The sequence below is a fragment of the Paenibacillus sp. JMULE4 genome, from assembly GCF_013337105.1.
GTDB classification, from domain to species: Bacteria; Bacillota; Bacilli; order Paenibacillales; family NBRC-103111; genus Paenibacillus_G; species Paenibacillus_G naphthalenovorans.
Genome location: NZ_SGWF01000011.1, coordinates 876,899 through 890,278, shown reverse-complemented (window position 1 = coordinate 890,278; position 13,380 = coordinate 876,899). Strand labels below are relative to the sequence as shown.

Annotated in this window: 11 protein-coding genes; 1 reads left to right on the top strand and 10 read right to left on the bottom strand. The window is 48.0% G+C overall.

Features of this window, described 5'->3' with window-relative positions; translation table 11 throughout:
* The 8 genes from EXW96_RS09605 to EXW96_RS09570 form a co-directional block, all read right to left on the bottom strand.
* Nucleotides 1-739: GAF domain-containing protein (locus EXW96_RS09605; protein ID WP_174349751.1), on the bottom strand; the 739-nt coding region annotated here is incomplete at its 3' end.
* A 595-nt stretch (nucleotides 740-1,334) separates the two neighbouring features.
* Nucleotides 1,335-2,180: a sugar phosphate isomerase/epimerase family protein gene (locus EXW96_RS09600; protein WP_074726841.1), complete on the bottom strand. Its 846-nt coding sequence runs from the start codon at nucleotides 2,178-2,180 to the stop codon at nucleotides 1,335-1,337.
* 41 nt (nucleotides 2,181-2,221) lie between these two features.
* Entirely contained in the window at nucleotides 2,222-3,262 is a 1,041-nt protein-coding gene (locus EXW96_RS09595) for a zinc-dependent alcohol dehydrogenase family protein (RefSeq protein ID WP_083351137.1), read from the bottom strand.
* 29 nt (nucleotides 3,263-3,291) lie between these two features.
* Nucleotides 3,292-4,146, bottom strand: coding sequence for a carbohydrate ABC transporter permease (locus EXW96_RS09590; RefSeq protein WP_174350413.1), 855 nt, complete (start codon nucleotides 4,144-4,146; stop codon nucleotides 3,292-3,294).
* 36 nt (nucleotides 4,147-4,182) lie between these two features.
* Complete coding sequence (locus EXW96_RS09585; RefSeq protein ID WP_074726839.1) at nucleotides 4,183-5,061, bottom strand: carbohydrate ABC transporter permease; 879 nt, start codon at nucleotides 5,059-5,061, stop codon at nucleotides 4,183-4,185.
* A 76-nt stretch (nucleotides 5,062-5,137) separates the two neighbouring features.
* Entirely contained in the window at nucleotides 5,138-6,574 is a 1,437-nt protein-coding gene (locus EXW96_RS09580) for an ABC transporter substrate-binding protein (protein ID WP_174350412.1), read from the bottom strand.
* Nucleotides 6,571-6,831: a hypothetical protein gene (locus EXW96_RS09575; protein WP_254611299.1), complete on the bottom strand. Its 261-nt coding sequence runs from the start codon at nucleotides 6,829-6,831 to the stop codon at nucleotides 6,571-6,573. The genes EXW96_RS09580 and EXW96_RS09575 overlap by 4 nt, the downstream gene beginning before the upstream one ends.
* Nucleotides 6,832-7,051: 220 nt before the next feature.
* Nucleotides 7,052-8,473 carry a response regulator transcription factor gene (locus tag EXW96_RS09570; RefSeq protein ID WP_174350411.1) on the bottom strand — a complete coding sequence of 474 codons (1,422 nt, stop codon included), beginning with the start codon at nucleotides 8,471-8,473 and terminating at the stop codon, nucleotides 7,052-7,054.
* Between the two features lie 84 nt (nucleotides 8,474-8,557).
* On the opposite strand from EXW96_RS09570, the gene EXW96_RS09565 reads away from it, so the two are divergent.
* Nucleotides 8,558-10,759: a histidine kinase gene (locus EXW96_RS09565; RefSeq protein WP_254611298.1), complete on the top strand. Its 2,202-nt coding sequence runs from the start codon at nucleotides 8,558-8,560 to the stop codon at nucleotides 10,757-10,759.
* Between the two features lie 61 nt (nucleotides 10,760-10,820).
* On the opposite strand, the gene EXW96_RS09560 is transcribed toward EXW96_RS09565, so the two are convergent.
* Nucleotides 10,821-12,125: a TolC family protein gene (locus EXW96_RS09560; protein WP_174349747.1), complete on the bottom strand. Its 1,305-nt coding sequence runs from the start codon at nucleotides 12,123-12,125 to the stop codon at nucleotides 10,821-10,823.
* Nucleotides 12,126-12,149: 24 nt separating this feature from the next.
* On the bottom strand, nucleotides 12,150-13,373 hold the full coding sequence (locus tag EXW96_RS09555; RefSeq protein WP_062408802.1) for an ABC transporter permease: 1,224 nt from the start codon (nucleotides 13,371-13,373) through the stop codon (nucleotides 12,150-12,152).
* Nucleotides 13,374-13,380 lie beyond the last annotated feature (7 nt).

Sequence of the window (13,380 nt, the reverse complement as noted above, 5' to 3'; positions counted from 1 at the left end):
TAAATTCAGATGCCCGTTTATTCTTATGAATGATCTTCCCCCACTTGTCGAAGGAAAAAATACCCGTGGACTGCAAATTGATATCCCAGGAACGCAGGAGAATTTCCGACAGGATTTCTTCTTTTACTCTGTTTCGGTCATAACGCAATCTCTCGGCAACAGACCGTGCTCCGGAGACCGCCAACGTGTACAGCTCGCGGATGTCATTGCCCGGACCTACCCGGCAGATGTCGAACACCCCCATATATTCTCCGTCGACAAATATGGGACAAGCCGAGCAATCCCATACCCGGAAAGCGGTGCAATAGTGTTCATTGGCGGATGTGGCTATAGCCATACGTGTCCTTAGCGCAATGGAAAGTCCAGTAGAACCTACGTTATCCTCCATCCATCTGGCACCGGGTGTAATTCCTCCCCGATCGCACACATGCTGCGCTTTCGCATCGGCCATCATTTCGATCAAATATCCATCTGCATCGGCAAGAAGGAGCAGGTAACCTCCACCCTTTAAATAACTGTACATTTCTTCCATCACCGGGATAGCGGCTGCCAGTAGCTCTTCGTTTTTTTTGCGCTTATCGATAAACTCATCTCTGCCAATATGAGAAGCAACCTGATCCAATTCATAAGAAATACCGATCTGCCTGCACCTATACCATGAATCCAGGACTTCCTTGCGAATATTCGCGTCCGCTTCCCCTTTCAGCACGAATTGCTGCCATGATTGCGTGACATTCAAAGGTATTTCCCCCTTGGCTAAAATAGATATGTCGCATTATTCAAACAATGTATAACCATTCTATTAAACCGGATCGTTTTCCTGCAAGTCCTATTTTCAAAACCTGATGTTTCGAGGTTAGGACAGCCATCCGATCCGAAAATATTGTACGAATCGGTGAATACCCAGAACATCAATCCAATCAATCGCTGTTCATTCAGGAGAACTACGCCGATCATATGACAAGAAGCGGAAGCTCGATTATTCTTTTACCCATAGCCGCTAACTTTTTCGAAGAACTTGGTTACGATACTGATTGAAGACAATATCCTCATTCAGCCTAATCCCAACCGGTTGGCCGTATATTTGGCGGTACTTCGGTACCCGCTACAGGGCAAATTCAGGTCATCAATAATAAGCTTAGCTATGCCCTGCCTTGGGGCGCTCCGACGGATACGGTCAGTATGATCGCCCCGGTCGGCTTCAGCAATCCTTCTCCCGCCGGTGTAAATTTGTCAGGGTTCGCTCTTATCGACAACATCCTTTTCTAAATATTGAGCAAACAAAACAAGCTGTCATTTAGGCATATTAGGCGACAGCTTGTTCTGATGGCGGTTTAACCCCATTGAATCTCTTTTAATTTGTTCTTCAAATAGTCGATCGATGCGGCCGCATACCAATCGGGATCGGCTTTGCGGGTATGGAAGCCGACCTCCATCGTCAAATAGCCTTGATAGTCGATCTCTTTCAAAGCTTTCAACACAGCGTCGAAATTGCAGTTTCCTTGTCCCGGCGGAAGACGGTCGGCATCGGATATATGGATATGGTGAAGCTTATCTTTCATGCGGTACACGTAGTCACTGGATACCTCGCTCCGATAGAGCGCATGGAAGGTATCAAACATCACTTTGACGTTATCTTCACCGGTTTGCTCCGCCAGCAAGAGGGCGTCGTCTGCGGTCTCGACCAAATTGCTGTCTGTAGGCGTCGGCTCCACTACCAGCGTGACGCCAAGCTCCTTTGCATATCGGGCACACTCCACCAGCCCTTGAAGACTGTAATTCCATGCCTCCTGCTGCGGAGTCCCATAGACGGCCCATCCCGCAATCCAAATCACGGTAGGACATTCCCATTCATGCGCAAGGAGAATAATATCCTTGTAATGCTGAACTGTGAACTCCCGTTCTTCTCTAATCGGAGAGCTTGGGTTGTTCCCCGGCCCCCCGCCCGGAGCGGGCAGCATCGACGATACGTTCAGTTGATGCGTTCTGAGCAGCTGTTTGATTTCCTTTCTCCGCCCGTGCGATAAATGATCCGGCCAAGCATGGGGACTGGCGCAGCCGATCTCGATCCCGTCATAGCCCATAGAGGACAATCTTTTAATGACTTCATCCAATGGATATGACGGAAGCCAGCTTGGAAAACAACTATACACCCATGTATTAAACGAGATTCCTTTCATATGTTCATGCTCCCTTCTATGGATACGAAATTGGTGTCAACCTACCAAACGAATACGGCTTTTTCGGTCTTTCTTTCATCGAACAACCGGAACGCTTTCTCTGCTTCTTCCAACTGGAAGGTGTGTGTAACCAGTTTTTCAACCGGGACGTTTTTGCGTACAATGAATTCCGTAATCTCTTCATATTCCTGGATCGGGAAATACCACGAGCCGATTAAGGTTAATTGTTTACGAATGAGCTGCTCGCTTGGTTTGATCGTGGATTCCCTGCACTCCCCGACAAACGCCACTCTGCCGTGGGTTCTCACACTGTCCAACGCCTGATTTTCCGCAATCGGACTGCCCGAGCAATCGATAGCCGCATCCGCGCCTTTGCCATTCGTGATCTCGCGAATTCGGCTGACGACGTCTTCTGTATTGCCGTTGATCGTGTAGTCGGCTCCGAGTTCCGTTCTGGCAAGCTCCAGCCGCTCTTCGATCATATCGACAGCGATGACGGTTGCGCCCAAAGCTTTGGCGACCAAAATGCCGGCTCCGCCCATCGGTCCCAGGCCAAAAATGACCAAGGTATCCTTCCCGGAAATGTTCAGTCTTTTTTGAGCATGGTACAGCGTTCCCACCGCATCTGTGGATACGGCAGCGGCCACATAGCTTAACGAATCCGGAAGCTTCATGCAATTTTTCTCGGGAACCACAAGATAATCGGCATCTCCGCCATGCACGTCAAAGCCGACACATTTCCAGGAGGTGCAGAACATCATATACCCGCTTTTGCAATTTGAGCACTCTCCACACCCGACAGCCAAATATACGGCTACCCGGTCTCCTGCTTTAATCGATTCGACGCCTTCTCCGGTTTGGACCACCAATCCTGCCGGCTCATGACCCGGAATGATAGCTCCCGATTTGGTCGCCTCGCCGCCAACCACCGGGTTTCCATAATAAAGGCTCATATCGCTGCGGCAAATCGCCGATGCCTTCATCTCGATCAAAACCTCGTTGGGACCCGGAGCGGGAACCGGAAACTCTTTGACTAGCACTTGCTTATTCCCTGGAAATACTACGCCCTTCATTGTTTTCATCCATATGCCCTCCATACCCTTTGGATTGTTTATTTTACGGAACCCATCGTTAAGCCTTTAATCATGTGGTTCCTTACGAGAATGGCAAAGAACAGAACCGGAGCCGTCATTAAGGTCGAGGCCGCAGTCAACTCGCCCCATTTTACCCCATACATCGTAATGAATTGGTTGGCGATCACAGGAGCCGTGACGGCATCATTTCTGGAAAGCACCAACGCAAACATAAATTCGTTCCAGCTGAACATGAGACATATAATCGCGGTTGCAGCCAAACCGGGAGCGATCAACGGCAGAATGATTTTATAAAAAGCGGTCATCCGGGAGCAGCCGTCCATCATCGCCGCTTCTTCCAGATCGATCGGAATGTCATCGAAAAATCCCTTCAGCATCCACACCACAAACGAAAGATTGAATGCCGTATAAGGAATAATCAAAGCGGTATACGTATCGATCAAATCAAACCAGCTCATCATCATAAATACGGGTACCAGCGTAGCGGCCGGCGGAAACATCCGGGTGGACAATATCCAAATTGCCAGATCCTTTCCTCTTTTCAAGTTAAATCTCGACAAGGAGTAGGAAGCCAATGCTCCGAATACAATGGACAAAAAGGTGGATACAAGCGAGACAACCACACTGTTCCACAGCAGGCTGCTGAATTGATTTGACGATCCTTTACTTGAAAATAAAGACCCGTAGTTCTCAAAGGTCGGAAGAAAGAACCACACCGGCGGTAAGGCTTGCGCATCCCAGGATGTTTTTAACGACGTTAACACCATCCACGCCACCGGGAAGATCGCGACAAACAGAATAATGTAAGTCAATAGATCCAGGAACCGGTTAACCGCGGTTTTCTTTGTTTTATACGGTAAAATTCCCATCATATCATCCCCAATACTATGTAGATCGGATCGATTGAATTATTTTGGCGTTTCCCTGTAAAGAAACCGGATAAACTGAGAGGTAATCAAAATGACCATAATTAAGAACAGCCAGGAAATCGCCGAAGCATACCCTGTCTCCCAGAACTTGAACGCTACACGATAAACGCGCAGGCTCAATAATTCCGTACTGATCCCGGGTCCTCCATTCGTTAAGGTCCAGACCACATCAAAGGACTTGAAGGCATCGATCATCCGGATTAACAGCACGACCAGAATCACGGGCTTTAACTGCGGAAGGGTGACATGCCAAAACAATTGCCATGGCGAGGCCCCGTCCATCCAGGCGGCTTCCACCGGATCGTCAGGCAAAGATTGCAGTCCCGCGAGCAAAGAAAGCACCATAAAAGGAGTCCACTGCCAGACATCGACCAGAATAACGACAGGCATGGACAGCGTATGGTCTCCAAGCCAATTCGGACCTGTGATGCCGAACCACGAGTTCAAATAATGATTAATAATGCCGAAATCGGTATTAAACAGCCATCGCCACATGAGACCAACCGCTACCGGTGTGGCCATCATCGGCAGAAGCAGCAGCATCCGGATCACGGTGATTCCTTTCATTTGGCGGTTTAATAACAGCGCAATCAGAATGCCGAGCACAAACTCCAAAAAAACGGCGCAGCCCACATAAATCAGCGTGTTGATGAATGAAGCCTGGACATCGGGGTCGGTTAAAGCGCGGGTGAAATTATCCAGCCCGACAAAGCTCCACTTCTCTGGTTCCGTAGCTTTATAATTAGTCATACTGGTCAGCAAAGAAAAGATGAACGGGACAATGGTCATGGAAATCAGAACAACCATGGCCGGAACAAACAAAAGGTATTTCAGCTTACTCTTATCTTGATTTCTCATGAGGGAATTTCAACTCCGTTTAAAGCGGACGCTTGTCGCCGAATGTTCATGCTCATGCGTCCGCTGGGATTCAACCTTAATAACCTGCTTGCTTCATCAGGGTTTCGACTTGTTTGGCGCCATCGTTCAGCGCCGTCTTCGCATCCTTTTTACCGGACAAATAATCGCTGACTGCAATTTGGACAGCTTCGGAAACCTGATCATAATTCGTAATTCTCGGACGGCCCACGCCCACTTTTAGAGATTCGCCGAGAACTTGGTAGTACTCTTTAAGAGATGCCTCGGGCAAAGACTTCGCAGCTTCATATGCGGATTTTCTCGTCACGTGCTGGTTAAATTTCAAGTAGCCTTTTTGAGCCTCCGGGCTTGTCAAATATTCCGCCAGCTCGTAAGCGCCTTGTTTGTTTTTGGAATATTTGCTGATGCCAATCCCCCAAGATCCGAAGTGCGGCCCTCTCACAAGCTTATCGCCGTCTTTTACACCGGGGAATACAAAGTATCCGGCTTCGCCTTTTACTTTGGGATCCAGCTTCATATCGTGATAATTCATCCCCATGGCCACTTGTCCGGAGCCGAAGACGGTCGCCACTTCATCCCAGGTGTATGTCAGTACGCCAGGAGGCGTCACTTTATGTTGGCCGATCCAGCTGCCGTAGGTTTCCAGCGCTTTTACTCCTTTTTCATCATTGAACACCGGCTTCAGATCATCGTCAAAGACTTTCCCGCCAAAATCACTTAAGAACGACTTGAAGTCAACAAAATTGGCTTCATGCTTCTTCCCCATCAAAGTCGTACCGTACAGATCGATTTTGCCGTCGTTGTTGGTATCGCGGGTGAAAAATTTAGCGATATCCAGATACTCATCCATCGTTTGGGGAATGGTTAATTCACGGTTGTACTGCTTTTTAAATTCTTCCTTGTTGTTCGGATGGTTAAAAAGATCCTTTCTGTAGCTCACGGTCAACACATTGGATTGAACCGGAAGGCTCCAGATATCGAATCCCTGTGAAACAATGTTATCCAGATGAATCTCATCCATTTGTGGTGGATTGGCTTGCGGCGCATCTTTTTTGAATACAGAAGTATCCAGAAACGCTTTGGCGATAAAATCATCCAGCTTCAACGAATCCGGCGATTTCGTAGACTTTATATAAGAAGTCATGGGTTCAATGTGCTGGATAATTTTGGGCATCCATGGCGTATCGATCGCAATCAAATCATAGTGGTCGCTCTTTTGGGCCAGTTCCGAAAATACTTTCTCTTGAAGGTTGTTATATGGGAATGTATTCACTTCAATCCGAATGCCCGTTTGCTCTTCGTATTTTTGCGCGGCGTCGATGATAGCCTCCGAGCCTGCCTCGACCGTAGCATATAACACTTTCAACACTTGGGGTTTCCCGCTATCGGCCGCATTTCCGTTTTGCTCATGGGCAGGCGGTGTAGCTTCAGAACACGCTGACAAGACCATCATCATTGAAAGCACCAGTATTGAAGCCGTTTTCATTTTTCTCATTTTGCATTACCCCTTTTTATTTGTATTGTCCACATCAACCCATTGGCCTGTGGCATGACTTTCCAGAATGGCATCGATAATACACCTTCATTCGGTTTCTCTCGATGCCCGATCCACAGCTTCTCGGGTTCCTCCTGATTCCAAAACGCGGAGCTTTTGCTTCCATTGATCTCAAAGCTTAACCTATTTTTGCGTCCGGCGCTGACTTGGGAAACCGTAAAAACACCTCTGGTTCCATCTTCAAAGCGCAGCAGCACGCTCGCATAATCTTCCGTATGGATCAGGGGATGACCGTCAATTGTAATCCGTCTCGTACAAAAGCCAGTCCTGCAAATAGCTTCCATGCACGACTCTACCTTTCCGAAATAATCCTAACATGAAACAGTTAACCGTTTACAATATGAGTATAGAAAATCCGCGCATGCGAAAACAGCGGAATAATTTAGCCGAAGGGGAGAATTTTTTAACCTGCAGGGTTTACTCCGTTTCATCGCCTGTATTGGCGAATCCATTGCCTCTGCGATACTCTGAAGGCGTTAAGCCGAATTCTTTTTTAAACAAGGTTCGGAAATAGCGGTAATCCATATAACCGATTTCTTCAGAGATTTCATTGATTTTTTTGTCCGTTTGGAGCAGCAAAGTCTGCGCATGCCGCAATCTGCTGCGGATCATATATTTGACAAAATTCATACCAGTCTGCTGTTTGAAGATGCGGCTTAATGTGACGGGGTGAACGCCTACGGCGTCGGCCACCATTTCGAGACTGAGATTCGGATCGCGGGAAGTATCGACCAATTGAAGCGCTTGTCTAAACCAGCTCAAGCTCGATTGATTCTCCAGCTGCGTCAAGGCGCGGACACCATCCAAAACAAACTTCCAAATCTTTTGCTTCAATTCGCTCCACGTCTTGTGCTTGGTAACCCACTGAGTCCAATAATGGATTTTTTCTTCTTCCAATACAATTAGTTCGTTTTTACTGGTGAGTCCTTCGTCAAGCAAGGCCATCAGGTTCACACACTCTTTCTTGAGTTGGTGAAACTCAAGCTTCTCCAAGCTGTTCAACCAATGGTCAAGCGCTGCTTCCAGATGCGGAATGTCTCCGATTTTGGCATACGATAAGATGTGCTGCCGCAAGGATACGGCTTTCCTGGCCGCCTCTTTGCCGTTCTTTTCCAAGGCTGCCTCCCCCCGTTCCCGCTGCCCCTCAAAAAAACGCTCACTTTCCCATTGCTCAATTCCGGCTGTGATACTGGACAAAAAATCGTGCTTCTCTCGGAAACTCGTCCTGTTTTGGCCCGAGGGCGTGTGAACCACCACACCGCCATAGTCAAAATTGACGGAGAAAGATAATAAGATGCGGTCGGGATGGCTTTCCCATGTCTTGCATAGCTCTGCAGGATCGCCAAAAAGAATTTCCTTCCACTCCCGCTCATCGAACCATAGGCCGGTATTATAACACTTTAGATCATGAACAAATACATATTGGTTGGATAATTTGACAAGCACCGATTCCATTTCCTTCAGCAGCAAAACGTCCATCTCCAGCTTTACTTTCTCAACGACTTCCCGCAGCTGCTCGCGGTCCGCCGGCTTTAACAAGTAGTCGACAGCACCATACTGCAGCGCTTTACGCGCGTATTCAAAATCGTCATAGCCCGATAAAATAACAACCTGCATGGCCGGGTAAGTTCTTTGGATCGAACGAAGAATCTCCAGACCGTCCATTTCCGGCATCCGTATATCCATAAAGACAAGATCCGGTTTCACCAGCGAAATTTGTTCCAGGGCCATTTTGCCAAACCCGACATCAAAGATCTTGGCAGAAGGAAAAAGCATTGTTAATTTATATATAATGCTTTCGCGCACTTCTTTCTCGTCATCGGCAACACATATTTTCATAGTTCATCTTCAGCTCCTTACAAGGATTTTGTTAGAATTTGTCGAATAAGAACAACCACCAGTACCAAGAGGGGAAATGATTCCATGCTGCCATTACTGCAGTCTGTTCAACGGTGGATAGGCTATTTATCGCTTAAATATAAACTGTTCATCCTTCTGGTTGCAATCTCCATTTTTCCCATCTCCCTGGTTAGCTACAGCTCCCAGCATTTTATGTTTCGTTCCAGTACGGAGCATTCGGCATCCATTTCTTCACAGTACGTTCAATTTGTCTCCCATGATATCACAAGTTATTTGCAGGATTTGAGCCAATCCTTCGATTCGCTGCTGACCAATCCCGACTTCCAGAAATTTTTGGAGACACCCGACGATGATTTGGTTCAGCAAGCCAATTATATTATTAATTTTCGTCCGGTTCTAAAAAATTCCCTTCAATTCTGGAACGAGGTGCTCGGTGTTCTTTATCTTGACCAAATGGGAAAATCGTATTTTGAATCGTATCAGAAGCGCCTTAACTATGAATACTCTTTTCAAGAGAATCATATATACAGGTCGTTTTATCAAATAAACAAACAAGAATTAATCGCTCCTCATCCGATGGATTATATCCAAAACCCAAGAGAAAACGTTTTCTCTCTTGTCCGGCCCATCGTTAATTTGCGTACAGGACAGATCAATTCCTGGTTCGTGATCGAGATTCGGGAGGACAAACTGAAAAGTATGCTAAGCGGAAGCAATTATGGGCAGGACGGGTATCTTTTACTATATCAACCTTCCAGCGGTACGGTCGTTTCCAATTTCAGCATGCATTCCACCCTGCTGCAGGATTTTCAGACATCACTGGCTTTAGATCCTGATCAAAACAGGGAATTTATTTTTAACTCCGATAACGTGAAGTATCAAGCTGTCTATGCAGATATCCCTTACGGCCATTGGAAGCTGGTATGGATGGCTCCGCTCAGCAGCATTACGAAAGGCGTTCAGCAATCCACTCAATTGACCATGCTCATTGCCGTGGTCAGCTTGATCATCGCTTTGATTATTGCATTCCCTGTCATGAATAGCGTCCTCCGGCCGCTGTTTAAACTTAAGGGAGGGATTGTAAGTCTGGGCAGAGGGGCGTACGTTCCGATTCAGATCAAATACAGCAACGATGAAATCGGATTTTTGATACAAAGCTATAATCAGATGCTCGGTGAGCTGCAAAGAATGGAGCAGGAAGTGTTTGAATCCAGGGTAAAAGAAAAAGAGAGGGAGCTGCTGCAGCTGCAAGCTCAGATTAATCCTCACTTCCTGTTCAATACACTCGAAACGATTGAGTCTTATGCTGTCAAAAACAATGGAGAAGCGGTTGGCGAAATGGTGCAATCCGTGTCCCGGATGATGAGATATAATGTGAGAAACGATGGAGGATGGGCTCCGGTAAAAGAAGAAATGGCCTATATCCGAAATTTCCTTAATATCCATCACTATCGAAACGGCAAGGATGTGATGGCGAAATTCGACGTAGATTCGGCTGCAGCAGATATTCCAATTATGAAGCTGAGCATACAACCCTTTGTAGAAAATGCGATTAAATATGGATGGAGCCCGAGCATGGGCGCTGAGGAATTCCTGTTGACCGTTACAGTGGAGCTGACAGAGGGGACGCTTCATATCGATGTTCGTGATACAGGAACCGGCATACCGGCACATATTCTGGACAAGATTACTCGATTGATTCATTCGAAGGGAGAAATCGTCGATCCTTATTTTCAGAAGCACACAGGCATTTACAACGTATACCGCCGGTTTCTGCTGGCCTACGGAGACTCGGCAGACTTTAGGATCACTTCCCATCCGCATCAGGGAACCAGGGCGGCAATCCGCGTACCCTATCGGAGGTCACAGCACAGCATGTCTGAATCCTCCAAAAAAAATAAGGTGGAAAAGTCGCCAGCTTCAGGCTATCTAACGGCTTCTCCATGGACGGTTAATCCGCTCTTTCCATGCGTAAATAAATCCCGGTTCACCCTAAGCATGCGGATAGGGCTGCTTATGGAGGAGGAGCCGGACAGCGCCGGCCTTGCCATGCTCCAATCCAAATTTTTCAGCACCAGGATCAGTCCCAGACCAAGTGCGCTGTATTCCGCAATAAGGCACGCCACGGCGACGCCGCGGACCTCCATCCCCATAACCTCGACGAGGAAAAGGCTGAGGCCCATATTCGTTACATTCATAAAGATCTGCACAAACAACGAGCTTTTCACACGCGAGATTCCGATAAGCCAACCCAGCAGCACATAATTCAAAAGAGCTGCAGGAGACCCCCATATGCGGATTTCGTCCTGTGCATCGTTATACCGATCTACTGAATGAATCCTTTCTCCATGGCGATCGCCTTTTCCCTCAGCACATAATATTTCAACTTCGCTGCCTCCAGCGAGGCTTCGCTTTGGCGCACTTTGAGCTCGAACTTCCGGAGATCGTGGCGGGATATGACGCCGACCTCATAACGGAACTTCATCCTGCTCAGGTCCGCCTTCGCTTCCTCGGCATTGCGCTCTTCTGTCAAATAGGACTGATAAGCATTTTTCGCTTCCGTGTAGGTGGCTTGAATTTTTTTGGACAGCTCCAATTGCATCTGCTTGTTTTTCGTTCCCGCAATCGCATAATTCACGGCCAAACCGCCTTCTCCATACACGTTTTGAGTGACGGAATTATCGCTCTGCCACGCTGCTTCATCTATGTTGTTGGCACTCATTTTCATTTGGAACGAATGCCTTAATAACGTCTCCGTATCCACTTCGACAATCGGCGCTGTAGACAGGTCCTCAATCTCTTTCAACTCCAGATTCGGATCATACGCAATTCCGATATCGAAGGAAAGCTGCAGCAAGGCGAGCCGGTAGTTTTGGTTTAATATCGTCAGCTCATCTTTATGCTTTGCCAGCGCTCTTTCCGCTGCCAGCACATCCTCGGAAGAAGCGAGGCCCTCCTCCTTAAACAACGTCGCTTTCCTGAGTTCCTGTTCCAGCAAAGTCTGATATTCCTGCATGAAGGCGATTTGCTTCTTCATCCCGAGCAGCTGCACGTACTGAGCGATCGTCTGAAGACGTATTCCCTCCCGTGCCTCTTCCTGCTGCAGCCGGGTGTTGCGCTGGTCCGTTTGCAGCTGATGGGCTGCCGATTTCATTTGTTCCCTTTGCTGATGAATCATTTGGTTAATCCCCGCGCTCATGGCGCCCATCCCTTGAATCAACTGATTGACGGCTTTATTCGTCACGGTCGTCATCGGACCGATCCACAAGTTCTCCTCCGGCTTCAGCTGCACGCCTTGGGCATTCATAGCCGCGATCATTTCTTCCGGGGTATCGGGAAGATGTGCGCCTGTAACCAGAGAACCGTGCAGCGAATCGCTTTGCTGCTTCAAATCGTTTTCCTTGGCGTTCAACGCCGCATATTTCAACTGCAGCAGCATCAAGTTGTCGGAGTCTTCCAAAGCCCGTTTCAGTACGGCGGGCAAATCGATGGACGATACGAAATCCAAATCGTTCGCAGAAACATAAACCTGCCGATCGAGCTCTTCATTTGCTCCGTCGGCCAATGCCGCTGTTTGCACACCGGACAACATTAACAGAGCTGCGCATAAACCGGCCATCGTCTTTTTCATCTCTCATATCTCCTCTATCTATTTTTAAATCGTCAAGCTTGTTGAATCGGAGGAACGGGGCGCATTCAAGCCTGGCTCTGCCTGCAGCTCCTCCTTCTTCCGGAACACCAGAAACCGGGTCAGCAGCAGTGCAATAAAATATGCGACCATTCCCATCATCGCCATGGCCAAACAATCACGCCATATGACGGAGAATTCGTTGGCCTTTACAAGGACGTTCCGGATGGCATCCAAAAAATACGTCAGCGGCAGCATATGCCCTACCGCCTGCAGCGCTTTGGGCATCGCCTCAAACGGCCAGGTGAAGCCGGAAAGCAGAAACGACGGGACGGCGATCAGCATCGCCGTTTGCGTAGCTCCCAGCTGATTGGCGGAGATTAGACTGATCAGATACCCGATGCCGCTGACGGCGAACGTGAAGCAGAGCACGGTAAGGAAAACCAGGGCAGCGCTGCCTGCGAACGGAGCTTGATAAACATACAATGCAATGCACAACGCAACGGTCGTATTGAACAGATTGATCAGAAAGTAAGGAGCCGTTTTCGCATATGCCAATCGCCATGGCTCCCGCCGCCAATAGGCAAACCGCTGCCAGGTCCCTTGATCCTTTTCCCTCGTTATCGCCAAAGCGATACCCAGGAACAGGACCTGCTGCAGAATCGCTCCGATTAAGCCGTATATCATAAAATCGCTATAATTTACCGTGGGATTATATAAAATGCGGTATCTGTAAGGAATCGGAGACAGCGTATGGAGAACCTGCTCGTCCTGCAATCCCTGCTGCAGCTGCAGCTTTTTGGCGGAAAGACCCATGCTGAACGTCGTGATGACTTCATTGGCTCCTTTTGTCGCCGTGTTCGAATAAATCATATTACTCCCGTCCACCCAAGTCAGCAGAGGAAGCGTTTGGCCCTGCTTTAAACTCGCTTCGAAGCGGTCGGGGATGAATAAACCGACCTGCGCTTCTCCCGAAGCCAGCGCTTGTTTCACCTCCTCTTCCGAATGTACCCTTTGGGTAATGCGAAACGTTTCGCTTTCATCGAAGGCCTGGATGATTTGACGGCTAAGCGGACTTTGATCGTCATCCATCACGACGGTGCTCAATTCCGTTACCTTGTGATGCGTATAAATCGCCCCGAACAGCAAGGTATACATCACCGGTACAATAAACAAGATAGCGAATAAACGCCGGTCCTTCACAATGCTTTTCCATTCATCGGCGATGACGACGCCTACCTTCAAGTCCATGACTGGA

Excerpts from the sequence above, each read along its gene's own strand:
- EXW96_RS09600 (WP_074726841.1), bottom strand. The coding sequence starts at position 2,180 with ATGAAAGGAATCTCGTTTAATACATGGGTGTATAGTTGTTTTCCAAGC.
- EXW96_RS09595 (WP_083351137.1), bottom strand. The coding sequence starts at position 3,262 with ATGAAAACAATGAAGGGCGTAGTATTTCCAGGGAATAAGCAAGTGCTA.
- EXW96_RS09590 (WP_174350413.1), bottom strand. The coding sequence starts at position 4,146 with ATGATGGGAATTTTACCGTATAAAACAAAGAAAACCGCGGTTAACCGG.
- EXW96_RS09585 (WP_074726839.1), bottom strand. The coding sequence starts at position 5,061 with ATGAGAAATCAAGATAAGAGTAAGCTGAAATACCTTTTGTTTGTTCCG.
- EXW96_RS09580 (WP_174350412.1), bottom strand. The coding sequence starts at position 6,574 with ATGAGAAAAATGAAAACGGCTTCAATACTGGTGCTTTCAATGATGATG.
- EXW96_RS09570 (WP_174350411.1), bottom strand. The coding sequence starts at position 8,473 with ATGAAAATATGTGTTGCCGATGACGAGAAAGAAGTGCGCGAAAGCATT.
- EXW96_RS09565 (WP_254611298.1), top strand. The coding sequence starts at position 8,558 with ATGCTGCCATTACTGCAGTCTGTTCAACGGTGGATAGGCTATTTATCG.
- EXW96_RS09560 (WP_174349747.1), bottom strand. The coding sequence starts at position 12,125 with ATGAAAAAGACGATGGCCGGTTTATGCGCAGCTCTGTTAATGTTGTCC.
- EXW96_RS09555 (WP_062408802.1), bottom strand. The coding sequence starts at position 13,373 with ATGGACTTGAAGGTAGGCGTCGTCATCGCCGATGAATGGAAAAGCATT.